This window comes from Duganella sp. Root1480D1, assembly GCF_001427305.1.
In the GTDB taxonomy this organism is placed as follows: Bacteria; Pseudomonadota; Gammaproteobacteria; order Burkholderiales; family Burkholderiaceae_D; genus Rugamonas.
This window is the reverse complement of sequence record NZ_LMFZ01000005.1, coordinates 227,166-252,778: the sequence shown is the minus strand read 5'-3', so window position 1 is coordinate 252,778 and position 25,613 is coordinate 227,166. Positions and strand designations below refer to the sequence as shown.

Genomic DNA, 25,613 nt, shown 5'->3' with positions numbered 1-25,613 from the left:
CGCAGGTATGAAAAAAGCCCACCTGCACAGAGCGCGGCCTGGGCCGCGTCTTGCAGGTGGGCTTTTTTGAGAGCTCTGGGAGCAGGCAGATTACATCATGCCGTCCATGCCACCCATGCCGCCCATGCCACCCATACCGCCCATGCCGCCGGCTGGCTTGTCTTCTGCGACTTCGGCAACCATGCAGTCGGTGGTCAGCATCAGGCCAGCGATCGACGCTGCGTTCTGCAGGGCCGAGCGGGTTACTTTAGCTGGGTCCAGCACGCCCATTTCAACCATGTCGCCGTAGGTGCCGTTGGCAGCGTTGTAGCCGTAGTTGCCGGAACCAGCCAGCACTGCGTTCACAACCACCGAAGCTTCTTCGCCGGCGTTGGTGACGATCATGCGCAGTGGCTCTTCCATTGCGCGCAGGACGATCTTGATGCCAGCTTCCTGGTCGGCGTTGTCGCCTTTCACGTTCAGTGCGGCGCGGGCACGCAGCAGGGCTACGCCGCCGCCTGGCACGATGCCTTCTTCCACAGCTGCGCGGGTTGCGTGCAGTGCGTCTTCAACACGTGCTTTCTTCTCTTTCATTTCGACTTCGGTGGCTGCGCCAACCTTGATCACGGCAACGCCGCCGGCCAGCTTGGCCACGCGTTCTTGCAGTTTTTCGCGGTCGTAGTCGGAGGTCGCGCCTTCGATCTGGGTGCGGATCTGTGCCACGCGGCCTTCGATTGCGGAAGCTTCGCCTGCGCCGTCGATGACGATGGTGTTTTCCTTGCCCACTTCGATACGCTTGGCTTGGCCCAGTTCAGCCAGGGTGGCTTTTTCCAGGGTCAGGCCGACTTCTTCAGCAACTACCTGGCCGCCGGTCAGGATGGCGATGTCTTCCAGCATGGCCTTGCGACGGTCGCCGAAGCCAGGAGCTTTCACTGCGCAGGTCTTCAGGATGCCGCGGATGTTGTTCACAACCAGGGTCGCCAGTGCTTCGCCTTCGATGTCTTCAGCGATGATCAGCAGTGGACGGCCGGCCTTGGCTACTTGCTCCAGTACTGGCAGCAGATCTCGGATGTTGGCGATCTTCTTGTCGCACAGCAGGACGAACGGGTTCTCCAGTACGGCAACTTGCTTTTCCTGGTTGTTGATGAAGTATGGGGACAGGTAGCCGCGGTCGAATTGCATGCCTTCCACGATGTCCAGCTCGTCGTGCAGGGACTTGCCGTCTTCCACGGTGATGACGCCTTCCTTGCCCACTTTTTCCATCGCTTCAGCGATACGGTCGCCGATCGAGGTTTCCGAGTTGGCGGAGATCGCGCCAACCTGGGCGATTTCCTTGGAGGTGGTGGTTGGCTTGGACATGGTCTTCAGCTGCTCGACAGTGGCAGCAACTGCCTTGTCGATGCCGCGCTTCAGGTCCATTGGGTTCATGCCGGCGGCAACGTACTTCATGCCTTCGCGCACGATGGCCTGGGCCAGCACGGTTGCGGTGGTGGTACCGTCACCGGCGTTGTCGGAGGTCTTGGAAGCGACTTCCTTGACCATCTGCGCGCCCATGTTCATCAGCTTGTCTTTCAGTTCGATCTCTTTAGCGACCGAAACGCCGTCCTTGGTGACGGTTGGGGCGCCGAAGGAGCGCTCCAGCACCACGTTGCGGCCTTTAGGGCCCAGGGTGACTTTCACTGCGTTGGCGAGGATGTTCACGCCTTCGACCATCTTGGCACGGGCGGAATCGCCGAAAATGACTTCTTTAGCTGCCATGTTTGTTTTCTCCTGAAATCTGTCTATCTAGAGGGGCTGTGATTACTTCTGTACCACGGCCATGATGTCTTCTTCGCGCATTACCAGCAGTTCCTGGCCGTCAACTTTGACGGCTTGGCCGGCGTATTTGCCGAACAGAACGCGGTCGCCCACTTTCACTTCCAGAGCACGCACGGTGCCGTTGTCAGCAACTTTGCCGTTGCCAACTGCCAGCACTTCACCCTGGTCTGGCTTTTCAGCGGCTGCATCAGGGATGATCAGGCCGGACGCGGTCTTGGTTTCCTGGTCCAGGCGTTTGACGATGACGCGGTCATGCAAAGGGCGAAGGTTCATACAAAACTCCTTTTACTCGGTTTATTGACAGTTGTTAGCACTCTCGGCTAACGAGTGCCAACAATTATAGGGACGACACTTTCCCTTTTCAAGGGAATTTCTTTGTGCCTGGTCAAGCATTGAATGGATATCAATCATGCCAAAGTGATAATTTAGCATGAATCGGAGGCTAAGCCGGCAATGTAGCGGGAATGGCGGGGCGGCCGCGCGCCCCTGTCAACCGGGGGCGGGCGGCGTGGTGCCGACGAATTTGCGGCGGGCCAGGGCCATTGCCAGGCGCTGCAGGGGATGACGGTTGCCGCCCGGCCGCCAGGTGGTCGTATACTTGTTTTCGTAGGCATCGTATTGGAAGCCGTGGGGCGCGGCCAGTACTTTGCCCCGCCCCAGCAGGATTTTCAGCGCCTGGCTGGCGGCGATGCCCGCGCATAGCTGGCAACCCATGCTGGTGGAGGGGCCGCGTTGCTGCGCCAGGTCGACGCCCTGCGGCCAGACCAGGTAGCCGCGGTGCAGGCTGGCCGGCGCCAGCCCGACCAGGAAGCGCAAGGCTTTTTCCACGTCCGGCAGGTCGCCCCACTGGAAGTACTCCTCAAAGCTCATTTTCCCGGGAAGGAAATTCAGGCAGGAGGCGCCCATCCCCAGCGGCGCGGCCATGGTGGCGGGGATGCGCTGCGCGGCGCAATGGCCATAGACCAGGGTGCGCGCCTCAAAGGCGTAAAAGTCCAGTCCATCCACATACAGGTCGACGCCGTCCAGGAAGGCGCTGACATTGGTGCTGTTCACCCCGTCGCCGAACTGGCGTATCGCGATTTGCGGGTTGATGTCCTGTGCCATGCGCGCCGCGACAGCCACTTTTGGGTGTCCCATGGTCGACATGAAGGAGGCCGCCTGCCGGTTCAGGTTGGGGATGTCATAGCAATCGAAATCGGCAATGTGGAAGGCGCCGATGCCGAGCCGCGCCAGGGTCAGCAGGTAGCCGGAGCCCACGCCGCCCATGCCGGCAATGGCAACGCGCTTGCCGCGCAAGATCTGCTGTTCTTCCGGCGTTACCCAGCCAAGGTTGCGCGCGAACGCTTGCTCGTACTGGAAGTGGGCGGGTTCCTGGTCGCGGCTAGTCATGGGTCATGTTGAGGACTCTGTTGACGATTCCAATTTCCTCGCGCGGCGAGAAAAAGAAAGGGTAAAAGGAGCGCACGCCAGGTGTCGCACCTTTGCCGCCGTAACGCTGGATCTGTTCCGTCATGTACGACAGCTCTACGCACATCAGAATGCCCTGCACATTGACGCGCGGGTTCAGCACCGGCTCGCCGATCTGCTTGAAGCCCAGCGCATTGTCGAAAAAGGCGCGGTGGCGCGGCTGCACTTCAATGAACATGTGGGTGCGCTGGTGCACGTCGCGCGCGGTGATCACGGCCAGGTGGAACAAGGCGGCCTGGTACTGCTTGCTGTTGCCGGCCATGTCGAAGGCGAATTTGATGATCTCGCAGATGCGGCCGCCTTTTGCGCGGTATGCATCGAGCTGCGGCTTGAACAGTTCGTCGGCCAGCAAGCCCTCGGGGCAATCGAGCCCGACGCTTAAGGTGCCGACCGCCTCGCCACGCTGGCTGGCCATCAGGGTGACGCGGTTGGCAACCGGGGTCAACGCATGGTTGCCGGTAAAGCCGCGCCAACTGTACATACGGTGGATCAGCATGCTGGCTTCGTTGCGCCCGGTGGGCGTGTCGACCAGTCTGATGCCGAAGTCCAGTTCTTGCGTGACCTGGTCGGCTAATTGCGCGACCAGGGGATCGCCTTCGCTCAGGGTGGAATGCGGGGCTGCGTCCTCTGCGTCGGTTTCGAGCGCAGGGTTGGACATGGCGTCTGGGCTGTCATGCATGGCGAGTTCCTCCAGCAAGCGCCAGGCGTCAAGTCATCCCGCAAATAGCATGGTGAAAGCCAAAAAGGCCGACTAACGCGCGGCGCTGAAACACGATCATGGCACGACGAGCTGATGCGGGCAAGCGCACCAGCTCGTCGTGCCTTCCAGCGTTCTGCTTAGCGGCGGCGCCGGCGCTGCGTGCCCACCATCAGCAAGCCCAGGCCAAGCAGCGCCAGGCTGCCAGGCTCCGGAACCTGGGCGAAGTCGAGGATACCGGTCTCCGAATTGATCGCCACGACGTTGGCGCCGATGCAGCCCGCCACATCGCAGGTAATGCCGAGCGAGGTGTTATTGAAGGCGGAGAATGCCGCAGTGTAGAACGGACGTGGCAGCGTGAAGTAGTCGAAGCCGTCCTTTTTCAACGGGTCCGGATTGTCGTACAGTTCCCAGCCGAAGTTCATGTTCTGGAAGGCGCCGCCCAGCAGGTCCAGGCCGCCGACGCCAGCGTTCAGCATGCTCGAGCTGGCCAGCTTCAACTGGTCGCCGGCTCCAGTAACGGTCGGATCGAGCGCTACGGTGGCCAGGGAATAGGTGTTGTCGTTGTCCGGGTCAGCCCAAAGTTCGAACGAGAAGGAAGTCACGTTACAGTTCACGCCCGGGGCCAGGATGCCGGAGCAGGTGAACTGCTGGCTGAAAGTGGCATACAGGCCATAGGCGACATTGACCTGCGATTGCCCGCCAGGTACTGGTGCGCTGTTCAGCGCAAAACCGGTGAAGACAGCGTAGCCGCTGGCGCGGTACACCGTTGCCGGGTCGGCGGCATCATGCCGGATGCGGGTGGAAGAGAAGCCGTTGATGGCATCGGCATCAAAGTCGCTGCCGGCAGGCGTGATGGCCGTCGGATCGACGTGGAACACCGGCGATGCGTATGCCTGGGTCGTCCCTAGCAGGCCTAGTGCGCCCGCCAGCAACCAGTGCAAATATTTTTTCATGCTTGATCTCCAATCAGGATTTTTATGAGGAATTGGTGGGTACCAATTGGCTGCATGGACATCTATGCAAGGGCCATGCCAAAAAAATCACAGTCCTAAATGAATCAAGTACTTAATGTTTGCTTGTAAATTAATACCAAGGAAACTTTTATATTGCTGTAAAAATTCCCGACAAAATTCAATCAAATCAATGACTTGCAACTACTTATTGAGTAGTTGCTAACGGCAGGGTCAGGCTGAAGGTGACCTGGCTTGGCGAGCAGTCGGATAGTTTCAGCTCGCCACCGTGTGCGCGGGCAATCTCGCGTGCCAGTGCCAAACCCAGGCCGACCCCGGAGATGCGGCGGTTGTAGGCATGGCTGGCACGGTAGAAACGGTCGAACAGGCGGTCGCGCTGCTCGAAGGCGATGCCGGCCGAAGCATTGGCCACATCGATTTGCCAGCCGGCGCCGGAGCGGCGCCCGGCAATGGCGATCCAGCCTTCCGACACGCCGTATTTGACGGCGTTGCTGACCAGGTTTTGCAGCACCTGGCGCAGCAGGTCGGCATCGCCCAGCGCATCCATGCGCGGCGGCAGGTCGAGCCGCAAGGGGCGCTCGGGCGCCATCATGTCCAGGTCGTCGGCCAGCTCGCGCAGGATCGGCACCAGGTCGAGTGCCTGCAGCGGGATCTGGAGCTGGCCGGCGTCGGCGCGCGACAGCATCAACAGCTTGCGCACCACGTTGTCCAGGCGGCGCACTTCATCCAGCATGTCGGCCAGCGACTGCTCCAGTTCCGGATAGGCGGCGGCGCGTTCGAAGGCTCGTTCCAGTTCACCCTGCAGGATAGAAACCGGCGTGCGCAGTTCGTGGGCTGCATCGCCGGAAAAGCGCGCCGACTGCAGGAAGCTGCGCTCCAGCCGGTCGAGCATGTCGTTGAACACGGTAACCAGGCGTTCGAATTCCAGCACCTCTTCGTCGGCAGCGACGCGTTGCCGCAGATCGCTGGCGCGGATGCGCTCCATCACGCCGCTCAAATGTTCGATCGGACGCATGGCGCGGCCGGCCAGGTACCAGGCCACGCCGCCCACCGCCAGGCAAAGCAGGACCACCGCGCCGCCGAAGCGCCAGATGGTAGCCATGAGCTGGGCTTCGGACAGGGTGGTGTTCACGCCGAGTTGTACCACGACGCTGCCGCGCCGCGTCTGGCCGATGCGCCACTGCGTACCGCCGCCGTAGTAAGTGCGTAGTTCGCTATCGGTGGCTTCCGGCACCAGCAGGGAAGCCGGCCAGTTGGGGCTTTGGTACAGCGGCCCGGCCTGGTCGTCCACTGCCCGCAGGATGGCGAAGTTCTCCGTGCTTTCGACCGGCGCGAAGCCGCTGAAGCTGGCGTTCAGGTGTGCATCGATGGAAGGCCACACGGCCGGGGACCTGGTGCCGAACCCCGGTCCCGCCAGGTGCGCCACCATCATGCGGTCCAGGATGCTGGCCCGGCGCGCGACCACGGCCAGGGCCGAGGCGACGAACAGCACTGCAATCACGCCGACGGCGAGGCCGGTCGTGATCAGCGCAATGCGGATGCGGAAGGAACGGATGAACGGGCGGCGCGCCGGCTTCATGCGTCGCTGTCCGGCTTGCGCAGGCGGTAGCCGACGCCGCGCACCGCTTCGATGGCGACGTGTTCGGGCAGGGCGAGCTTCTTGCGCAGGCGCTGGATGCAGACGTCGACCATATTGGTTTGCGGGTCGAAGTCGTAGCCCCACACATGTTCCAGGATCTGGGTGCGGGTGTAGACCCGGCCCGGCGCACGCATCAGGTATTCCATCAGGTTGAATTCGCGGCTGGTCAGCTCGACTTCGCGGCCATCGAGCTGCGCCACGCGCGACAGGCGGTCCAGCTTGAGCGGGCCGGCCGTCAGCACGTTCTGGCGCTCCCCGTTCACCCGGCGCAGCAGGGCGTGGATGCGGGCGACCAGTTCTTCCATGTAAAAGGGCTTGGCCAGGTAATCGTCGGCGCCCAGGTTCAGCCCCTGCAGCCGGTCGTCCAGTTCGTTGCGGGCTGTGAGCAGGATGACCGGGGTGTCGCGGCCGTCGCGGCGCAGGGCTTTCAGGATCGCCAGGCCGTCGCGGCCGGGCACCATGATGTCGAGCAGGATGATGTCGTACTGGCGTGACAGCGCGTATTCATAGCCCTGGTTCCCATCTTCGCAATGGTCGACAAGGATGCCTTGTTCGCGCAATCCGCTGCATACAAAGCTCGCGATCCGCTGTTCGTCTTCTACCAGTAGGGCTTTCATCCCCAGCATTGTCAGGAAATGCCCAAGCGCCGTCAATGCGGGCGGCGCTCGATTACAGATTTGTAATCCAGGCGTGGGTCATCCTGTCATTTTCGCCTGCTGTAATGGCGGGGTTCAATCAAGGGAGACCGGCCATGAGCTTCGGCATCTGGTTCAAGGAATTAGGCAATGATCTGGCCGATATCGGCGGCGCGTTCAAGGACGTGTGCATCGACATTGCCGCCGCGGCGAGGAAGATCGCAAGGCAGGCTTACAAATGAGCTACAATCGTAAGCATGTATAACACCAGGTTGACCGTACAATCGTGCGGCTCTATAGTTTCGGGATGATCGCAGACTTCCAAGAACTTTCCGACAAAATCGACCGCCTTGCGGAACTTGCGCAAGCCTTGCGTCGGGAGAACTCCCAGTTGCGCCAGGCCAATGCAGCCCTGGTGGCCGACAATCTCGAATACCAACGCCGTCTTGGCGAAGCGCACGCGCGCGTGATGGCGCTGCTGGATAAAATCCCGGCCGCCGAAGCAGACACTCCTGAGGATGCACAATGATCCATGTCGACGTGACCATCATGGGCCAGCCCTACAAGCTGGCATGCAAGGCCGATGAAGAACGCGCGCTGCGCGAAGCGGCCAACCTGCTCGACAAAAAGATGAGTGCCATCCGCGACGCCGGCAAGGTCAAGGGCAATGACCGTATCGCCGTGATGGCGGCGCTCGGCATGGCTGCTGAATTCCTGGCATCGAAGACTGCCAACGGCGGCCCGTCGATGCTGGAAGTGCAGGAGAAGCTGGGCGCCATGCACAAGGTGCTCGACAACGCGCTGACCCCGCAAGAGAATCTCTTCTAATCGCCAAAAATTGTCTTAAAGGCCTTTCCCGCAAAACGTTTGAGGAGTAAACTTCGTGTCACCCTGCGGTGTTCGAGATTTGCCATATATTCCTTGAACCATTTACACGCATCGGTTGCGGAAATTTGTTCGACGGGCGTGAGCGTCACTAGTCTGATGAACCCGAAGTTGAACTAACTGCAACCACCTTGAACCGTAAGGTTCGGGATGCCGGCATAACGGCACAGGCGGGGCCTCATTCCATACGAAAGCGGTTGCCAGCACCGGAGGGTGCGCAACCGTTTTTTTACGCCCAGAGGAGAGCCATGCAATACTGGTTGATGAAGTCTGAGCCCGACGAAGTGAGCATCGACGATGTGATGTCTGCCAAAGGCAAGACGGTGCCGTGGTTCGGTGTGCGTAACTACCAGGCCCGCAACTTCATGCGCGATGCGATGAAAGTTGGCGACGGCGTCCTGTTCTACCATTCCTCCTGTCCCGAGCCGGGCATTGCCGGCATCGCGGAAGTGGTCAGCGGGCCTTATCCCGACGCCACCCAGTTCGATCCCAAGAGCCATTACTACGACGCGAAGGCGACGCAGGAGCAGCCGCGCTGGATTTCGGTCGACGTCAAGGGCGTGCGCAAGACGCGCCTGCTGTCGCTGGCGGAAATGCGTTCGCTGCCGCAGCTCGAAGACATGGTGGTGCTGCAGAAGGGCAGCCGCCTGTCGATCACCCCGGTCACCCCGGCCCAATGGAAGCATGTGATGGCGCTGCTGAAGGGCGATTGATGGATTGGAGTCTGGTCGGCATCCTGCTCCTGATGGGGGGGCGGGAGGCGGATACGCGGCAGGCTTGCTGGGGATCGGCGGCGGCATGGTGCTGGTGCCCTTCATCACCATGATCTTCACGGCCAGGGGCTTTGCCCCGGGGCTGGTGGTGCATATGGCGATTGCGACTTCGCTGGCGACGATCATGTTTACTTCCTTGTCTTCGGTGCGGGCCCACCACCAGCACGGCGCTGTGCGCTGGCGCATCGTGGCGCTGCTGGCGCCGGGCATCATAATCGGCTCGTGGATCGGGCCCTGGATCGGCAAGCAGATGAATACTTCGGCGCTGTCGCTGCTGTTCGCGGTGTTCGTGGCATTTTCGGCGGCGCAGATGCTGCGCAACAAAAAGCCTTCTGCAGGGCGCGAGTTGCCTGGCGCGACGGGCATGTTTGCTGCGGGCGGCGTGATCGGCACAGTGGCGGGACTGGTCGGCGCCGGCGGCGGATTTATCTCGGTGCCCTTCATGGCGTGGTGTAATGTGCGTATTCACCAGGCGGTGGCGACCAGCGCGGCGCTGGGTTTCCCGATCGCGCTGTCCGGCACCTTGTCGAATATTTACTACGGCTGGTCGGAGCCGGGCTTGCCGCAGCATTCGCTGGGCTTCGTCTATTTGCCGGCGCTGGCGGTGATCGTGGCGGCCAGCGTGACCATGGCGCCGCTTGGTGCGCGCATGGCGCACAGGATGGATGTGGCGGCACTGAAGCGCGTCTTTGCCGTGGTGCTGTTTGCGCTGGCGGGTTATATGTTCTACCACGCGTTCGCGTAAGGGGATGCTTGGGGCAGCACGGAGGATGCAATGCAGGATGCACGGGTCGGATGCTGGGCGCTGTTCAAGGTTTTCTCGCACATGGCGATGCAGGGCTTTGGCGGCGTGCTGCCCTTTGCCTACCGCCACCTGGTCGAGCGCACGCAGTGGCTGACGGCCGCTGAATTCGGCCAACTCCTCAGCATTGCCCAGCTGCTGCCTGGCCCCACGATCTGCAATCTCTCCGTCATGGTCGGCCAGCGCTACGCCGGCGTGGCGGGCGGCTTCTCCGCGCTGGCTGGCCTCCTGCTCGGTCCATTCTTCATCGTCATCGCGCTGGGCGCAGCCTACCAGGGCCTGGCGCACCATCCACTGTTCGTCAACGCCATGCGCGGCATGGCGGCTGCGGCGTCGGGCCTGATCCTGGCGACGGCGCTCAAGCTGGCGGCCGGCATGTTGCGCGGCACCGCCCAGCGCGGACGCCGCGCGCTGCAGATCGCACTGCTGGCGGCAGCGTTCGTTGGCCTGGGCGTAGCGAAGGTCGGGCTGATTACGGTGGTCGCCACGCTGGTGCCGGTCGGCTTCCTGCTGTTTGCCTTCGTCTGGAGGAAGCCGTGAGCGACGACGTCAAACTGGGCGGCCTGGCATGGCACCTGGCGCTGCTGTCGCTGACGGCAATCGGCGGCGGCGTGGTGCTGGTGGCGCCGGACGTGCACCATTACGTCTCCGTGCAAAACCATTGGCTGACGGACGAGCAATTTGCAGCAATGTACGCCCTGGCGCAAGCCGCGCCGGGCCCGAACCTGTTGTTCGTGACACTGATCGGCTGGATGATCAAGGGCTGGCTGGGCGCGGTGGTGGTGACATTGGCGGCCATCGTGCCTTCGTCTTGCCTGGTGCTGGCGCTGGGGACGGTCATCAACCGCCATGGCGGCGGGGAAGGGCGCTGGGCCGGCGCGCTGCGCGATGCACTGGCGCCGCTGGCGGCCGGCATGCTGGCCGGCGCCGCGTGGACTTTCCTGAGTGTGGCCGGCGCCGGATGGCGCGGCATCGTGCTGGCGCTGGCCGCCGCAGCGGCGGCCTATGCGACCAAGTTGAATCCGCTGTGGCTGATTGCCTTAGGTGCGCTGGCCGGCGCCATGGGGCTGGTTTGAGCGGTAGGCCCACACCAGCATGATGATGGCGCCGATGATCATCGGCAGCGACAGCATCTGGCCGGAGGTGATCGGCAGGCCGGCCACGGTGATTTCCCAGTCCGGAGTGCGGAACCATTCGGTGAAGAAGCGCGCGCAGCCATACAGCAGCACGTACAGCGCGCCCACTGCCAGGCGCGGGCGGGCCTTGCGGGCGAACGGCCACAGGATGCAGAACACCAGGATGCCATCGACCAGCATCTGGTAGATCGCCGAAGGGTGGCGCGGCATCGGGCCCACGTTCGGGTAGATCATGGCCCAAGGCAGGTTCGGGTCGCTGACGATACGCCCCGGCAGTTCGGCGTTGATGAAATTGCCCATGCGGCCGGCGGCATAGCCGAGCGGCACCAGCGGGGCGATGAAGTCATACACGTCCAGCAGATTGCGCTTGCGTTTGCGGGCCCACAGCGCCATGCCGATCAACACCCCGAGGAAGCCGCCGTGGAAGCTCATGCCGCCTTCCCAGACCCGGAAGATGCGCAGTGGCGTCAGCAGCATTTCCGGCTGGTAGAAGAACACTTCGCCCAGGCGGCCGCCGACGATCACGCCCAGCATGCCGTAGAACAGCATGTCGTCCAGGTCTTCCTTGGTCCAGCCTTGCGCGGCGATGTGCGGCTGCTTGATGCGCACGCGGCCAAGTCCAATGAACATGGCAAAGGCCAGTACGTACATCAGGCCATACCAGTGGATCGCCACTGGGCCCAGGTGGATGGCCACCGGATCGGGCATCGGGTGCATTAACGGCATTCAGATTCTCTTTCTCATTAATTCCAAAAAGCCCCGCAGCACGGCCGAGGCATTGTCGCGCCGCCAGGCCAGGCCGGTTTCCACCAGCGGCGTGCTCTGGACCAGGGGCAGGTATTCCACGCCCGGCCGGCGCAAATTCGACACGGATTGTGGCACAAGTGCGATACCCATGCCAGCCGATACCAGGCTGACGATGGTCTGCATCTGGATCGCTTCCTGCCCCACCTCGGCGGTAATCCCGGCTTCGCGGAACACCGACAGGATGGCGTCGTACAGCCCGGGCGAAATATGGCGCGGGAAAATGATCAGCGGCAGCCCGGCCAGCTTGCGCAAATCGGCGGCGCGGGCACGTGCCAGTGCGGGCAGTCCCGCCGGCGCGGCCAGCACCAACGGTTCGCTCAGGACGGGCAAATAATCAAGCTCCTGGCGCGCGCGGTCGGGCAGGGGAGGGATCAGCAGGCCGGCGTCGACCCGGCCTTCCAGCAAGTCGTCCAGTTGCAGGTCGGAGGTGGCCTCCTTCAGCGTGATTTCGACTTGCGGATACTCTGCGCGGTAGGCGCGCAGGGTGGGCGGCAGCACGCTGTAGTCGGCCGAGGACACGAAAGCCAGGGACAGCCGTCCGCTGGCGCCCGTAGCGGCACGCTGTACCAGCTCCGCCAGCCCGGCTGCTTGTTCGAGCAGGCGGCGCGCCTCCGGCAGCAGGGCCTCGCCGGCCGCCGTCAGTGCCACGCCGCGCCGGTTACGCTCGAATAGCGGCGCCCCCAGCATCTGTTCCAGCGCCATGATGGTTTGCGACAGCGGTGGCTGCGTCATGTGCAGGCGGCGCGCCGCGCGGCCGAAATGCAGTTCCTCGGCGACGGTGGCGAAGTAGCGCAGCTGGCGAAGTTCGATATTCATTCGCAAAGCATATCACAGCAGTGGTTATCATATATTTGACAACTCGCCAGGGGCAAGGCACCCTTGGACTCTTACCGAGGAGAGCCCACCATGCCGCAATACCGTTCCTATACCACCACCCAAGGCCGCAATATGGCAGGCGCCCGCGCCCTGTGGCGTGCCACCGGCATGAAAGATGGCGATTTCAATAAGCCGATTATCGCCGTGGTCAACTCCTTTACCCAATTCGTGCCGGGCCACGTGCACCTGAAAGACCTGGGCCAGCTAGTTGCGCGCGAGATCGAAGCATCCGGCGGCGTAGCCAAAGAATTCAACACCATCGCCGTCGACGACGGCATCGCCATGGGCCACGGCGGCATGCTGTATTCGCTGCCCTCGCGCGACCTGATCGCCGATTCGGTCGAATACATGGTCAATGCGCATTGCGCCGACGCCATGGTCTGCATCTCCAACTGCGACAAGATCACGCCGGGCATGCTGATGGCGGCCATGCGCCTGAACATTCCGGCCGTTTTCGTTTCCGGCGGCCCGATGGAAGCGGGCAAAGTCATCAAGGCTGTCAACGGCGGCGAAAAGATCATCAAGCTGGACCTGGTCGACGCCATGATCAAGGCCGGCGACCGCACCGTATCCGATGCCGACGTGGCGGAGATCGAACGCTCCGCCTGTCCGACCTGCGGTTCCTGCTCCGGCATGTTCACCGCCAACTCGATGAATTGCCTGACCGAGGCGCTGGGCTTGTCCCTGCCGGGCAACGGCACCATCGTCGCCACCCACAGCGACCGCAAGGAATTGTTCCTGCGCGCCGGCCGCCTGATCGTGGAAATCACCAAGCGCCACTACGAGCAGGACGACTACAGCGTGCTGCCGCGCTCCATCGCCACCAAGGAAGCGTTCGAGAACGCGATGGCGCTGGATGTCTCGATGGGCGGCTCCACCAACACCGTGCTGCACCTGCTGGCAGCGGCGCACGAAGCGCAAGTGCCATTCACCATGGCCGACATCGACCGTATTTCGCGCAAGGTGCCATGCCTGTGCAAGGTAGCGCCGATGACCGACAAGTTCCACATCGAGGACGTGCACCGCGCCGGCGGCATCATTTCCATCCTCGGCGAACTGGCGCGTGCCGGCTTGCTCGACACCACCCAGCACACCGTGCACAGCACGACCATGGGCGATGCCATCGAAAAATACGACATCAAGCGCAGCGATGACGCGGCCGTGCACCAGTTGTTCCGCGCTGCGCCGGGCGGCGTGCCGACCCAGGTGGCGTTCTCGCAGTCCGAACGCTATGCCTCGTCGGACCTGGACCGCAGCACCGGCTGCATCCGCGACCTGGAGCACGCTTATTCGAAAGACGGCGGTCTGGCTGTCCTGTACGGCAATATCGCGGAGAAGGGCTGTATCGTGAAGACCGCCGGCGTCGATGAATCGATCCTGAAGTTCAGCGGCAAGGCGCGCGTGTTCGAAAGCCAGGACGCCGCAGTGGAAGGGATCCTGGGCGATACCGTGCACGAAGGCGATGTGGTGATCATCCGTTACGAAGGCCCGAAAGGCGGCCCGGGCATGCAGGAAATGCTGTACCCGACTTCCTACATCAAGTCGAAAGGCCTGGGCAAGGCTTGCGCCCTGTTCACCGACGGCCGCTTCTCGGGCGGCTCGTCCGGCCTGGTGATCGGCCACGCATCTCCGGAAGCGGCGGAAGGCGGCGCGATCGGCCTGGTGGAAGAAGGCGACATGATCGACATCGATATCCCATCGCGCACCATCAACCTGCGCGTGACGCCGGAGTCGCTGGCACAGCGCCGTGCCACGATGGAAGCACGCGGCGCAGACGCCTGGAAGCCGGTGAACCGCGAGCGCTACGTCTCGCAAGCCCTGCAAGCCTACGCCGTGCTGACCACCTCCGCCGACCGGGGCGCCGTGCGCGACCTCAGCCAGCTCACTCGTAAATAAAAGGTCGGGGTCAGCTCCGGCAATCGGACACGGGCTCAAGCGCTACGCGCTTGAGCCCGTGTCCGATTGCCGGAGCTGACCCCGACTTTCAAGTCTATTTACGCTTCTTCATGTCGTCGAAGGCCTTCTTGACGCGGTCCTTGCGGCGTTGCTCGTCGACGTTGTGGGCCTTGCGCTTGTCAAGGCCCAGCAATGGTTCGAGGAGTTCGAACCAGATAAAGGCGGCAACCATGACGCCGGAGATCCACCACCACGACAGGTCGGCAAACTTCCAGACTTCAAAGTACTTCAGTGCCACGAGGGCGATTATCAATAGAATAAGTGGCATAGAAAACTCCTTAGTATTCCATGATAGCAATATCCAGCTAACGGTCAACCCATAATACGCAGCGCGCGTTGTGGAGTAGAATTGTGTCAGTTTTTTTCCTGGAGATGAAAATGAAACGTTCACTGTTGGTTGGTTTCCTGGTTACCGCGGCTTTCTCGTCGCAGGCCGCTTTCGCAAACGCTGACCTGGCCAAGGCCAAGAACTGCATGGCATGCCACGCAATCGCCACCAAGCTGGTTGGCCCGGCATACAAAGATGTCGCAGCCAAGTACGCAGGTCAGAAAGATGCTGAAGCTAAACTGGTACAGAAAGTGATGAAGGGCGGTTCCGGCGTATGGGGCGCAGTCCCGATGCCAGCCAACCCACAGGTAAGCGAGGCGGAAGCCAAGACCCTGGTGAAATGGGTCCTGTCGCAGAAATGATGTAAAAGAAAATGGGGACGTACCCCATTTTTTTTTCGAAGAAAAAAGGGGTACGTCCCCTTTTTTTCTTTTACTTGATCACTTCAATGCGCGTCTTCCTGTCGGCCTTGTAGCCGAACAGCGTCAGCGCGCCATCCTTGATATCCCCTTTGGCATCGAAAGCGATGGTGCCGCTGATGCCTTCATGCTTGACCTTCTTCAGGAACGGCAGGTACTTGGCCGGATCGGTCGACTTGGCGTCCGCCATGGCATGGGCAATGGTCATCGTTGCGTCGTAGGCGTAGGGCGCATAAATCTGCACGTCGTAGCCGTAGCGTTTCTTGAAGCGGACGGCGAATTCGTCCAGCTTCTTCTCCTGTTCCGGCGTCACGCCGCCGGCTTCCGCGCACACCACCATGTCGTCGGCGCCGCCGGACAGCTTGGGCAGCGCTTCGGTGCAGATGCCGTCGCCGCCCATCAGCTTGGCCTTGATGCCCAGCGCCTTCATCTGGCGCAGCAGCGGGCCGCCGACCGAGTCCATGCCGCCGAAGAAAACCAGGTCCGGGTTCCTGGAGCGGATCGACGTCAGGATGGCGTTGAAGTCAGTCGACTTGTCGGTGGTGAACTGCTTGTCCACGATCTGCACGCCGGCGCCTTGCTTGGCTTCCTTCAGGAATTCAGCGGCAACACCCTGGCCGTAAGCGGTGCGGTCATCAATCACTGCGATGCGTTTGGCGCCCAGTTTCTGGGTGGCGTATTTGCCCAGCGAGCTGCCCAGCTTGAAGTCGTTTGCCACCACGCGGAAGGTCGTGTTGAAGCCCTGGTTGGTGTATACCGGGCTGGTGGACGATGCGGAAATCTGTGGAATGCCCGCATCGTAGTAGATCTTGGATGCCGGGATGGTGGTGCCGGAATTCTGGTGGCCGATCACGCCCTGTACTTTGGCGTCGACCAGTTTCTGCGCGGCCGACGTTCCCTGTTTAGGGTCGCCGGCATCGTCTTCGGACACCATCTCGAATTTGACCGCCTTGCCATTGACCTTGAGTCCTTTGGCATTCAAGTCTTCCACCGCCATGCGGACGCCGCTCTGGTTGTCCTTGCCCAGGTGGGCCGACTGGCCGGACAGCGGGCCGACATAGCCGATCCTGACCGTTTCCTGGGCGCTTGCGGCGCCAGCAAAGGCCACAGCGATGGCAGCGATGATGGTTTTGGTTTGCATTGCACTTTCTCCTGAAACGAAAATGGGCCGCCATGCTGGCTGGCGGCCCACGGGCTCCCCCCCGATAATTCTCGTGTATTACTTGACCACTTCCATCCTGGTCTTGATGCCGCCCTTGTAAGTGAACAGGGTCAGCGCACCGTCCTTGATGTCGCCGAACTGGTCGAATTCAACCAGGCCGGTCACGCCCTGGTGCTTGATCTTGGCCAGCACCGGCAGGTATTTGGCAGGCTCGGACGAATTGGCTTTTTCCATGGCGTCCGCCATGGTCATGATGGCGTCGTACACATACGGTGCGTACAACTGCACTTCCTGGCCGTACTTTTTCTTATAGCGGGCGCGGAAGTCGTCCATGTTCTTCTGCATGTCGGCGGTCACGCCGCCGGCTTCGGCGCAGGTGACCACGCCGTCGGCGGCAGCGCCGGCGGAGAGGCGGTACAGCGCGTCGGTACAGACGCCGTCGCCGCCCATGAATTTGGCATTGATGCCGAGCGCCTTCATCTGGCGCAGCAGCGGGCCGCCGACCGAATCCATGCCGCCGAAGAACACCAGGTCCGGGTTCTTGGACTTGATGTTGGTCAGGATGGCGTTGAAGTCGGTGGCGTTGGCATTGGTAAATTCCTTGCCGACCACTTGCACGCCCGGCAGGGCCTTCTTGGCGCCTTTGACGAATTCGTCGGCCACACCCTGGCCGTAAGCGGTGCGGTCGTCGATGACCGCGATCTTCTTGGCGCCCAGGTTTTTCACGGCATAGGCGCCGAGGGTGCCGCCCAGCTTATTGTCGTTGGCGACGACGCGGAAGGCGGTGTTGAATTTCTGCTTGGTGTACACCGGCGAAGTGGCGGCCGGGGAAATCTGCGGGATGCCGGCGTCAAAGTAGATCTTGGAGGCCGGGATGGTGGTGCCGGAGTTCAAGTGGCCGATCACGCCCTGTACCTTGGCGTCCACCAGTTTCTGCGCCGCGGTGGTGCCCTGTTTCGGGTCGCCCGCATCGTCCTCGAATTGGACCACGAACTTGACCGGCTTGCCGCCGATCTTGACGCCCTTGGCGGCCAGGTCCTCGACTGCCATGCGGGCGCCGTTTTCCATGTCCTTGCCGAGGTGGGAATTCGGGCCGGAAACCGGGGCCACGTGGCCAATCTTGATGGTGTCCTGAGCGTAGGCGCTGCCGGCAAATGCCAGGGCGACGGCAACAGGGATGAACTTGTTCTTGAACTGCATCGGGGGCTCCAGTCAAAAAGTCGGATTTGCCAGAGAAAATACAGCAAAAACCCCGAATGGCAAAGAGGGAATTATTTCCGGTGGCCGGAACCGGCTTGCAGGTGGGTGATTTCCTGTTGCACGGCGCGGGTGACGATCTTGCCGATGGTATCGTGCAGGCCCTCGCGGATTTCCGCCGTCAGGGCGTGCAGCGCATGCTCCAGGACTTCGGCCATGCTGTCCTTGATGCGTTGCTCCAGTACGAAATCGACGCGGTTGGACAACTGTTGCAGCACCTGTTCCGAGACGCGGTGTTGCAGTGCCTCCCAGTCCAACCCGTCTTCTTCAGCGCGGGTGGGCTCAGCGACCGGCGCCGGTGCTGAAGCCGGGGCAGGGACTGGCGCCTCGTTGTTCATGATTTCGGTCAGGACCGGAATGCTGGCGTCGAAAGGCTGGTTCATAAACTACTTGCCTATAGTGAGGTGTTTGAGCGGGAAATCCTGGCGCTTGTAGGCAGCATAGCGCAGGCGGCCCGCCGCTGCATCTTCCTCGTCGGAAGAGATGACTTCGATCAAACGTGGAAACGCCTCGAACCGGGCCGGCGCGCGGCGCGCCAGGTTGACCAGCAGGCCCGCTTCCGGCAGCTCGGTGCTATCGCTGTCGGCCAGCACGATGGCCGAATCGGGCGCCAGCGGATCATTGGCGTGGGCGTGCGGCAGGAAGTCGGTGGCGGAGAAGGTCCACAGGGCCTGGTCCAGCTCCGCCAATTGCGCCGCATCTTCGGTCATCACGACGATGCGGGGCGTGCTGGCGTAGGCTTTACGCAGCAGGCGGCAGGCATAGGCAACCTTGTCCGGCACGCCGCTGTGGAAATCAATCTGCGTCATTATTTCTTGAAGCGTCTTAGAAGCGGAAGTTCGGCGATGCGTTTTGCGGTGTGTCGCGATCGCGGCGGGCTTTTTCGGCTGCGGCTGCAGCGCGGTCGGCTTCCGCCTTGGCGTTGGCTGCTTCCTCGGCGCTTGGTCCACGGGGCGGCGCCGCCGATGTCGGCGGCGGGTTCGAATAACCCGGCGGCAGCATCTTCACGGTAGGGTAGCCCGCTTCGGTCAGCGCGTTATCCCAGGCGCTTTGTTCGAAACCAATCTGGCGCGAGCGGCCGACCAGCAGGAACGGCACCTGGCCGTCGCTGCCGGCCTTTTTCATCGCCTCATGGTCGTCGGCATTGGAAACCGTCTTTTCGCGGTAAGGAATGCCGCGGTTGGCCAGCAGGGTGCGGGCCATATTGCAACCGGCGCCGCAGTTGGCGGTGGTGTACAGCACCACTGGGCGGGCCTTGACCACTTCCGCCAGTTCCGATGGCAAGGCGACACCGCCGGCGCCGGCGGTGTTGTAATTCTTCACCTCAGCCTTCTTGGCAGTGGTGGGCGGCGGCGTCTCCGTAAAGTGGGTGACGCCTTTATCGTCCTTCCACTTGTACATCTGGGCGTGCGCCGCGCTGGCAGTCAGCAGCAGCAAAAGCAGGGCAGCGCGTTTCATTGAATCTCTATCTCCTTTAAGCCGCCATGCCGCTGTGGCGCAGCAGGGCGTCGATGGTTGGCTCACGGCCGCGGAAAGCGGTGAACGACTCCAGGGCCGGGCGCGAGCCGCCGACGGCCAGGATCTCTTGCTGGAAGCGTTTACCAGTATCGGTGGACAGCTTGCCGCCGCCCAGCGCTGCCGCTTCCTCGAAGGCAGCGTAGGCGTCGGCAGACAGAACTTCGGCCCACTTATAGCTATAGTATCCCGCCGCGTAGCCTCCGGCAAAGATATGGCCGAAGGAATGTTGGAAACGGTTGAAACTTGGCGGGATGATAACGGCGAATTTGCGGCGTACTTCGTCGATCACGTCTTGCACCGATTTGGCGCCCGACGGCTGGAAATCGTAGTGCAACAGCATGTCGAGCAGGGCGAATTCGACCTGGCGCAGGGTTTGCAGGCCGGATTGGAAGTTTTTCGCCGCCAGCATGCGGTCGTACAGCGCGCGCGGCAAAGGCAGGCCGCTCTTCACGTGGGCGCTCATGTGGCTCAGCACATCCCACTCCCAGCAGAAGTTTTCCATGAACTGGGACGGCAGTTCCACTGCATCCCACTCGACGCCGGAAATGCCGGACACCGCCAGCTCTTCGACCTGGGTCAGCATATGGTGCAGCCCGTGGCCGAATTCGTGGAACAGGGTGATCACTTCATCGTGGGTGAACAGCGAAGGCTGCGGCACGCCGTCCACTACCAGCGGTTCGGTGAAGTTGCAGGTCAGGTAGGCAACCGGGGTTTGCAGCTCGCCGTTTTTCAGGCGGCGGCCGCGCGCGTCGTCCATCCAGGCGCCGCCGCTCTTGCCTTCACGGGCGTACAGGTCAAGGTAGAACTGGCCCACCAGGACGCCGTCGCGTTCGATGCTGTAGAAGCGCACGTCCTTGTGCCATACCGGCGCAGTGTCCGGCCGGATGCTGACGCCAAACAGGGTTTGCACTAGCTTGAACAGGCCGTCGATGACTTTATGCTCGGGGAAGTACTGCTTCACTTCCTGCGCCGAGAAGGAGTACATGTGCTGCTGCAGCTTTTCGGAGGCGTAAGGCAGGTCCCACGATTGCAGGTCGTTGATGCCCAGTTCCTTGCTGGCGTAGGCTTGCAGCTCGGCCAGGTCTTTCTCGGCGAACGGGCGGGCGCGCTTGGCCAGGTCTTCCAGGAATTCGATGACCTGTTCCGGCGACTTGGCCATTTTCGGCACCAGCGAGACTTCGGCGAAGTTCTTGTAGCCCAGCAGGCCGGCTTCTTCGGCGCGCAGTTTCAGCAGGGTGGCGATATTGCCGGTGTTGTCCCAGTCTTCGCGCTTGCTGAATGCGTCGCCCAGCTCGGAAGCCTTGGTGGCGTTGGCGCGGTAGACCTTTTCGCGCAATTCGCGGTTGTCGCAGAACTGCAGGATCGGGTAATAGGAAGGGAAGTGCAGGGTGAAGGCCCAGCCTTGCTTGCCGTCCTTTTCGGCCAGCGCCTTGGCGGCGGCCTTGGAATCGTCCGGCAGGCCGCGCAGTTCGGCTTCATCCTCGACCAGCAGTTTCCAGTCGTTGGTCGCATCCAGCACGTTTTCGCTGAAGCGGGTGCTGGTGGCGGCGTGTTCTTCCTGGATCGCGGCGAAGCGTTCCTTCTTGTCGGCCGGCAGTTCGGCGCCGCCCATGCGGAAGTCGCGGATCGCGTTGTCGATGATGCGCTGGCGCGCCGGCGACAGGGTGGCGAATTCCGCGCTGGCGCGCAGGGCTTTGTATTTGGCGAACAGCGCCTCGTTCTGGGCCAGGGCGGTCCAGAATTCGGTTACTTTCGGCAGGTTTTCGTTGTAGGTGGCGCGCAGCTCTGGCGTGTCCACCACGTTGTTCAGGTGACTGACGATGCCCCAGGCACGGCCCAGCAGCTCGGTGGAATTTTCCAGCGGCGTGACGAAGTTATCCCAGGTCACGTTGTCGCTTGGCGCTTCCAGTTGCGCCACGGCGGCGCGGTTTTTCTCCAGCAGGTGCTCGATTGCGGGAGTGACGTGTTCGGGCCTGATCGCATCGAAACGCGGCAAGCCGCTAAAGTCCAGCAGGGGATTGTCAGTCATTCTTAACTCCTTTAAACCGTAAAAGCAGTGTCTGACCCGCAGGGTCGGACACTGGTAACGCGGCGGCCGCATGCCGAAGGTGTCCGACCCTGTGGGTCAGACACCGGTGTACCGGTTTACACGCGTTCCGCCGACTCAATGGTATTCATCAGCAGCATGGTAATCGTCATCGGACCTACGCCACCTGGCACCGGGGTGATATGGGAAGCCACTTCCTTGATGCCCGCAAAGTCCACATCGCCGCACAGCTTGCCGTTTTCGTCGCGGTTGATGCCCACGTCGATCACGATGGCGCCCGGTTTCACCATATCAGCAGTCAGGGTATTGCGGCGGCCAGTTGCAGCCACCACGATGTCTGCCTGGCGGGTGTGGTAGCCCAGGTCCGACGTTCCGCTATGGCAGATGGTGACGGTTGCGTTGGCTTGCAAGAGCAGCAGGCCCATTGGCTTGCCAACGGTGTTGGAACGGCCGATCACGACAGCGTGCTTGCCTTTCAGGTTGACGCCAGTCGATTCGATCAGTTTCATGCAGCCGTATGGGGTGCACGGCAGGAAGCCTTCCAGGCCGGTCATCAGCTCGCCGGCGCTCAGTACCGAGTAGCCGTCCACGTCCTTGGTGGTGGCGATGGCTTCGATCACCTTATGCGGGTCGATGTGCTTTGGCAGCGGCATCTGCACCAGGATGCCGTGGATGCCCGGATCGGCATTCAGGGTGGCGATGCGCTCGAGCAGCGCCTGCTCGGTCATGTCTGCAGCGTATTGCTCTTTCACCGAGCGGATGCCGGCGTCTTCGCATGCCTTGACCTTGTTGCGCACGTAGACATGGCTGGCCGGGTCGTCGCCGACCAGGATCACGGCCAGGCCCGGCTGTTTGCCCTTGGCGGTCAAGGCGGCGGCGCGGGAAGCGATTTCGGCGCGCAGTTTTTGGGAGAGCGCTACTCCGTCGATCAGTTGTGCAGACATGATTGCTTGGATTGGTAGAATGGAAAGTCGACATTATAAATGGTGGCAGCCTTGTGCTGCACTGCACATGATTGTAAGCTTGCCAACAAATGATCTCTTACCAGTTCCTGACCGACGTTCAGCTGCGTCCAGACCAGACGCCTGATTTCTCGGCTTACCCCTTCTGCCTGCCCGCCGTGCGCCACCTCGGCCGGCTCGAATTCGACCCGGCGGTGACTTTTATCGTCGGCGAGAACGGCTCCGGAAAGTCGACTTTATTGGAGGGGCTGGCCGTAGCGTTGGGCTTTAACGCGGAAGGCGGCAGCAAGAATTTCAATTTCAGCTCTCGCGCATCGCATTCGTGCTTGCACGAGTACTTGCGCGTTGCGAGAGGAGCTCGCAAGCCGCGCGATGGCTATTTCCTTCGCGCGGAGAGCTATTTTAACGTTGCGACCGAAATTGAACGGCTGGATGAAGGGCCCGGCGGCCCGCCAGTTATCGATTCCTATGGCGGCGTTTCTTTGCACGAGCAGTCGCATGGGGAGTCTTTTCTCGCCCTGCTCGAAAAGCGCTTCGGCGGCAAAGGCCTGTACATCCTCGACGAGCCGGAGGCCGCGCTGTCGCCACAACGCCAACTGCGCGCACTGAGGCGTATCCACGAGTTGGTGCAAGAGGGCTCGCAGTTCGTGATCGCGACCCATTCTCCGATCCTGATGGCGTATCCGGACGCTTCGATCTTCGTCTGCACGCCCGACGGCATCCGCCAGCGCGCCTATGAGGACACCGAACACTATGAAGTCATGTACGACTTCATGGCCAACCCGCGCGGGGCGATCAAGAAGCTGCTAGAGACTCCGAAAGAACCCTGAATTGAACGCGTGGTACGGCGAAGCAGAACGGCGAGCCGGCGTCGGTGCCTGCCATCGGGCAGCTCACCGATGCTGCCTCCAGCGGCAGCACCTCATTGAGCGCAATTGGCAGGCTGATTTCTGATTCCGCCATGCGGCCCAAGCCGGGAACCTCGATCATGGCAGTGTGCTGGCACGCGAGGAAGGTGACCGCCTCGTCCCAATTCGCGAAAGCATCTGCCAGATCCGCTGGCAGCTCGCGCTGCGCGGACACCCGGGTTCGCGCCTCCAATGGCGGCGCGCTGCCGGCGCCGGGTTCGATGACGGTGGTGTACTCCTCGCCATCGCGGGCATGCACGAAGCGCGCCGGCAGATGCGTCGGCAGGACGTCGCTGAAGATGCGCGTGCCTAGCGCATGTAGCGTGCTATCCATGATATTCCGCACGAAATATACCTTGCCCGGTTCCTCGAGGTAAAAGCGCCAGTTGCTTTGCAAGGGCGAAGGCAGCAGCCTGCGCGCCGGCCCCGCCAGCGACGGTCCAAAGTGACCGTGGCGATAGGTCAGGATGGTGAACGGCGTTTTGCCATTGTGCTGCCATAAGCGCACGCCTGCCGGCACCATGGCTTGTGCCGTAGCCGCGTCCATCATCCAGGTCAGGTAGACGACATCGCGCACATCGCTTTCCAAGGTCAGGAACGGTAAGCGTGAAAACAACGCGCGCCGGGCGGCGGCGATGCTGCGTGAGTTTGCCAGGCGGGCGATCAGGAGGCCGTGAAGGCCGCCAGTGGGGTGAACGTAATCGTAAGTCATCGCGATATCATAGGCGAACTCCAGCCATGATGGCCCGCAAAGAACCAAGGCGTGACCCGTTCAACCCGCGTCTCGGGATTTGTCCGGAATGAAGGGCAGGGTGGGGCGCTGCAGCAGCATTTCGCGTGCGGCGGGCTCCGGTAAAGGGCGGCTGAAGATGTAACCCTGGATTTCGTCGCAGCCTTCGGCGACCAGCAAGCGAAGCTGGTCCTCGGTTTCCACTCCTTCTGCAATGGCTTTCAGGCCCAGGCTGTGCGCCAGGCTGATCACGGCGGTGACGATGGCATGGTCTTCGGTATTGGTCGCCAGGCCGGAGGTAAAACTCTTGTCGATCTTCAGCCGGTCGACCGGGAAGCGCTTCAGGTAACTGAGGTTGGAGTAGCCCGTGCCGAAATCGTCGATCGCCAAATTGATGCCGATGGCGCGCAGGCGCTGCATCAGTGCGATGGAGCCCATCGGGTCGCCCATCGACAAGCTCTCGGTCAGCTCCAGTTCCAGCATGCCAGGGTCGACTCCGAACCTGCCCAGCGCATCTTCCACGGTGGTGTCGAAATCCTGCCGCGCGAACTGCGAGGCTGCGATATTGACTGCCACCGGTACCACCGGCACGCCCGCATCCTGCCACTCGCGCAAGGTGGCACAAGCCTTCTCCAGCACCCATTTGCCGATATCGACGATCAGGTTGCTCTCCTCCGCCACCGGGATGAATTCCATTGGCGGCACCAGGCCCAGTTCCGGCGACTGCCAGCGCAGAAGGGCTTCCAGCCCGACGATGCCGCCGCTGCGCAAGTCCACTTGCGGCTGGAAGTGCAGCACGAACTCCTCGCGCTGCAAGGCACGCAGCAGGCCTTGTTCGAGCGTCACGCGCGCATCGAGCCGGCGCTGCATGTCGGGCGTGAAGAACTGTACGTTGCTGCAACGCTGGCCTTTGCAGTGGTACATGGCGATATCGGCATGGCGCAGCAATTCTTCCGCATGCAGGCCATCGTCGGGATAGATGCTCAGGCCGATGCTGCCGCTGATGATGTGCTGCTGGCCGGACAGCATGACCGGCTCGGCCAACTTTTCACTGATGCGCTGTGCCAGCACGGCCGGTGTCGGGTGGCCTTGGGCGCTGTCCAGCAAAAGCACGAATTCATCGCCGCCCAGGCGGGCCACAGTATCGCTGTCGCGCACGCAGGAGCGCAGCACCGAAGCGACGATGCGCAGCAATTCATCGCCGACCGCATGGCCGCGCGTATCGTTGATCTGCTTGAACTTGTCCAGGTCGACAAAGGCCACCGCCAGCGAGGTGCCGGTGCAGCGTGCCTTCCCGATTTCCTCTCCCAGCCGTTCGAGGAAGTAGGCGCGGTTGGCCAGCCCGGTCAGCTCGTCGTGCGTGGCGCGGTGGCGGATCGCTACCTGCTGCAAGCGCTCGGTGACATCGTGCGCCGCGTGCATCACCGAATCGCGATTATTGAAGCGGATCGAACATCCAAAGAATTCCACGTCCACCGGCTTGCCGTCCAGCCGCAGCAGGCGCAGTTCGCTGCGCGGGCGCTGGTGCACCTTATCGAGCTCCATCGGGGTCCAGGCTTCGACGGCCGCGTGGAATAGCTCCGGTACGCGTTCCATGGCGAGAGTGCCAAGCAATTGATCGGCGCTGGTGGCGCCAAACAGGCGCAGCGCGGCCTGGTTCAGGAAGGTGATGCGGCCTTCGCAATGGATCCAGATCGCGTCGGGCGCCAGTTCCACCAAGTTGCGGTAGCGCAGTTCGCTCTCTTGCAGGAACTGGTTCTTTTCATAGAGCTCACGGCTTTTTTGCTCGAGCAATGACTCCGCCTCCTTGCGCGCAGTGCGTTCGCGCTGCAGGGTTC

Annotated in this window: 28 protein-coding genes, 1 other RNA gene and 1 pseudogene; 11 read left to right on the top strand and 19 right to left on the bottom strand. The window is 62.0% G+C overall.

Annotated features, from left to right (window positions below):
- Positions 1–90: 90 nt before the first annotated feature.
- From groL to ASD58_RS08020, 7 genes are all read right to left on the bottom strand, one after another.
- A complete protein-coding gene (groL, locus tag ASD58_RS08050) occupies positions 91–1,737 on the bottom strand; it encodes a chaperonin GroEL (RefSeq protein WP_057260590.1) in 1,647 nt (548 codons plus the stop codon).
- Between the two features lie 42 nt (positions 1,738–1,779).
- Positions 1,780–2,070, bottom strand: a complete 291-nt coding sequence (gene groES, locus ASD58_RS08045) for a co-chaperone GroES (RefSeq protein WP_028101749.1) — start codon at positions 2,068–2,070, stop codon at positions 1,780–1,782.
- A 216-nt stretch (positions 2,071–2,286) separates the two neighbouring features.
- Positions 2,287–3,186, bottom strand: coding sequence for a ThiF family adenylyltransferase (locus ASD58_RS08040; RefSeq protein WP_057260589.1), 900 nt, complete (start codon positions 3,184–3,186; stop codon positions 2,287–2,289).
- Positions 3,179–3,943 carry an N-acetyltransferase gene (locus ASD58_RS08035; RefSeq protein ID WP_229209928.1) on the bottom strand — a complete coding sequence of 255 codons (765 nt, stop codon included), beginning with the start codon at positions 3,941–3,943 and terminating at the stop codon, positions 3,179–3,181. Before ASD58_RS08035 ends, ASD58_RS08040 begins: the two co-directional genes overlap by 8 nt.
- Positions 3,944–4,101: 158 nt before the next feature.
- Positions 4,102–4,917: a flocculation-associated PEP-CTERM protein PepA gene (pepA, locus tag ASD58_RS08030; RefSeq protein ID WP_057260588.1), complete on the bottom strand. Its 816-nt coding sequence runs from the start codon at positions 4,915–4,917 to the stop codon at positions 4,102–4,104.
- Between the two features lie 205 nt (positions 4,918–5,122).
- A complete protein-coding gene (locus ASD58_RS08025; protein ID WP_057260587.1) occupies positions 5,123–6,514 on the bottom strand; it encodes a cell wall metabolism sensor histidine kinase WalK in 1,392 nt (463 codons plus the stop codon).
- Complete coding sequence (locus ASD58_RS08020) at positions 6,511–7,191, bottom strand: response regulator transcription factor (RefSeq protein WP_057260586.1); 681 nt, start codon at positions 7,189–7,191, stop codon at positions 6,511–6,513. Before ASD58_RS08020 ends, ASD58_RS08025 begins: the two co-directional genes overlap by 4 nt.
- A gap of 134 nt (positions 7,192–7,325) precedes the next feature.
- Here ASD58_RS08020 and ASD58_RS32505 point away from each other — a divergent pair, with 134 nt between their 5' ends.
- The 8 genes and pseudogenes from ASD58_RS32505 (at position 7,326) to ASD58_RS07985 (ending at position 10,745) form a co-directional block, all read left to right on the top strand.
- Positions 7,326–7,451, top strand: a complete 126-nt coding sequence (locus ASD58_RS32505; protein ID WP_255357321.1) for a hypothetical protein — start codon at positions 7,326–7,328, stop codon at positions 7,449–7,451.
- A 65-nt stretch (positions 7,452–7,516) separates the two neighbouring features.
- A complete protein-coding gene (locus tag ASD58_RS08010) occupies positions 7,517–7,738 on the top strand; it encodes a hypothetical protein (protein WP_057260584.1) in 222 nt (73 codons plus the stop codon).
- Positions 7,735–8,037 carry a cell division protein ZapA gene (locus ASD58_RS08005; protein ID WP_057260583.1) on the top strand — a complete coding sequence of 101 codons (303 nt, stop codon included), beginning with the start codon at positions 7,735–7,737 and terminating at the stop codon, positions 8,035–8,037. Before ASD58_RS08010 ends, ASD58_RS08005 begins: the two co-directional genes overlap by 4 nt.
- A 57-nt stretch (positions 8,038–8,094) precedes the next feature.
- Positions 8,095–8,275, top strand: a non-coding RNA gene (gene ssrS, locus ASD58_RS30445) — 6S RNA.
- A 67-nt stretch (positions 8,276–8,342) separates the two neighbouring features.
- Complete coding sequence (locus tag ASD58_RS08000) at positions 8,343–8,807, top strand: EVE domain-containing protein (RefSeq protein ID WP_057260582.1); 465 nt, start codon at positions 8,343–8,345, stop codon at positions 8,805–8,807.
- Positions 8,807–9,612, top strand: a pseudogene (locus tag ASD58_RS07995) (sulfite exporter TauE/SafE family protein). The gene ASD58_RS08000 and the pseudogene ASD58_RS07995 overlap by 1 nt, the downstream one beginning before the upstream one ends.
- A gap of 30 nt (positions 9,613–9,642) precedes the next feature.
- Positions 9,643–10,209, top strand: a complete 567-nt coding sequence (locus ASD58_RS07990) for a chromate transporter (protein WP_057260580.1) — start codon at positions 9,643–9,645, stop codon at positions 10,207–10,209.
- Entirely contained in the window at positions 10,206–10,745 is a 540-nt protein-coding gene (locus ASD58_RS07985) for a chromate transporter (RefSeq protein ID WP_057260579.1), read from the top strand. Before ASD58_RS07990 ends, ASD58_RS07985 begins: the two co-directional genes overlap by 4 nt.
- Here ASD58_RS07985 and lgt read toward each other — a convergent pair.
- A complete protein-coding gene (lgt, locus tag ASD58_RS07980) occupies positions 10,710–11,531 on the bottom strand; it encodes a prolipoprotein diacylglyceryl transferase (RefSeq protein WP_057260578.1) in 822 nt (273 codons plus the stop codon). The genes ASD58_RS07985 and lgt overlap by 36 nt on opposite strands.
- The gene (locus tag ASD58_RS07975; RefSeq protein ID WP_057260577.1) at positions 11,532–12,428 is read right to left on the bottom strand and encodes a LysR family transcriptional regulator; all 897 of its coding nucleotides are present in this window, start codon (positions 12,426–12,428) and stop codon (positions 11,532–11,534) included.
- Between the two features lie 90 nt (positions 12,429–12,518).
- On the opposite strand from ASD58_RS07975, the gene ilvD reads away from it, so the two are divergent.
- On the top strand, positions 12,519–14,384 hold the full coding sequence (ilvD, locus tag ASD58_RS07970; RefSeq protein ID WP_057260576.1) for a dihydroxy-acid dehydratase: 1,866 nt from the start codon (positions 12,519–12,521) through the stop codon (positions 14,382–14,384).
- Positions 14,385–14,478: 94 nt separating this feature from the next.
- Here ilvD and ASD58_RS07965 read toward each other — a convergent pair whose 3' ends face one another.
- Positions 14,479–14,712: a TIGR04438 family Trp-rich protein gene (locus tag ASD58_RS07965; protein ID WP_057260575.1), complete on the bottom strand. Its 234-nt coding sequence runs from the start codon at positions 14,710–14,712 to the stop codon at positions 14,479–14,481.
- Positions 14,713–14,822: 110 nt separating this feature from the next.
- Here ASD58_RS07965 and ASD58_RS07960 point away from each other — a divergent pair, with 110 nt between their 5' ends.
- Complete coding sequence (locus ASD58_RS07960) at positions 14,823–15,134, top strand: c-type cytochrome (RefSeq protein WP_057260574.1); 312 nt, start codon at positions 14,823–14,825, stop codon at positions 15,132–15,134.
- Positions 15,135–15,204: 70 nt separating this feature from the next.
- Here the strand turns inward: ASD58_RS07960 and ASD58_RS07955 are convergent, their stop codons facing one another.
- The 7 genes from ASD58_RS07955 to folD all read right to left on the bottom strand — a co-directional run bounded on the left by ASD58_RS07955 (position 15,205) and on the right by folD (position 22,119).
- A complete protein-coding gene (locus ASD58_RS07955; protein ID WP_057260573.1) occupies positions 15,205–16,332 on the bottom strand; it encodes a branched-chain amino acid ABC transporter substrate-binding protein in 1,128 nt (375 codons plus the stop codon).
- Positions 16,333–16,410: 78 nt separating this feature from the next.
- Positions 16,411–17,553 (bottom strand): branched-chain amino acid ABC transporter substrate-binding protein, encoded by a 1,143-nt coding sequence (locus ASD58_RS07950; RefSeq protein ID WP_057260572.1) that lies wholly within the window; start codon positions 17,551–17,553, stop codon positions 16,411–16,413.
- 71 nt (positions 17,554–17,624) lie between these two features.
- On the bottom strand, positions 17,625–17,993 hold the full coding sequence (locus tag ASD58_RS07945; protein ID WP_057260571.1) for a hypothetical protein: 369 nt from the start codon (positions 17,991–17,993) through the stop codon (positions 17,625–17,627).
- Positions 17,994–17,996: 3 nt separating this feature from the next.
- On the bottom strand, positions 17,997–18,419 hold the full coding sequence (locus tag ASD58_RS07940) for a DNA polymerase III subunit chi (protein WP_057260570.1): 423 nt from the start codon (positions 18,417–18,419) through the stop codon (positions 17,997–17,999).
- A gap of 16 nt (positions 18,420–18,435) precedes the next feature.
- On the bottom strand, positions 18,436–19,068 hold the full coding sequence (locus tag ASD58_RS07935) for a glutaredoxin family protein (protein ID WP_057260569.1): 633 nt from the start codon (positions 19,066–19,068) through the stop codon (positions 18,436–18,438).
- Positions 19,069–19,084: 16 nt separating this feature from the next.
- Positions 19,085–21,157, bottom strand: a complete 2,073-nt coding sequence (locus ASD58_RS07930; RefSeq protein ID WP_057260568.1) for a M3 family metallopeptidase — start codon at positions 21,155–21,157, stop codon at positions 19,085–19,087.
- 116 nt (positions 21,158–21,273) lie between these two features.
- Positions 21,274–22,119 (bottom strand): bifunctional methylenetetrahydrofolate dehydrogenase/methenyltetrahydrofolate cyclohydrolase FolD, encoded by an 846-nt coding sequence (folD, locus tag ASD58_RS07925; RefSeq protein WP_057260567.1) that lies wholly within the window; start codon positions 22,117–22,119, stop codon positions 21,274–21,276.
- A gap of 89 nt (positions 22,120–22,208) precedes the next feature.
- Here folD and ASD58_RS07920 point away from each other — a divergent pair, with 89 nt between their 5' ends.
- Positions 22,209–22,967 (top strand): AAA family ATPase, encoded by a 759-nt coding sequence (locus tag ASD58_RS07920; protein WP_057260566.1) that lies wholly within the window; start codon positions 22,209–22,211, stop codon positions 22,965–22,967.
- On the opposite strand, the gene ASD58_RS07915 is transcribed toward ASD58_RS07920, so the two are convergent.
- Positions 22,933–23,757 carry a DUF2071 domain-containing protein gene (locus tag ASD58_RS07915; RefSeq protein ID WP_057260565.1) on the bottom strand — a complete coding sequence of 275 codons (825 nt, stop codon included), beginning with the start codon at positions 23,755–23,757 and terminating at the stop codon, positions 22,933–22,935. The genes ASD58_RS07920 and ASD58_RS07915 overlap by 35 nt on opposite strands.
- Positions 23,758–23,817: 60 nt before the next feature.
- Positions 23,818–25,569, bottom strand: a complete 1,752-nt coding sequence (locus tag ASD58_RS07910; RefSeq protein WP_162252995.1) for a bifunctional diguanylate cyclase/phosphodiesterase — start codon at positions 25,567–25,569, stop codon at positions 23,818–23,820.
- Between the last annotated feature and the right edge of the window lie 44 nt (positions 25,570–25,613).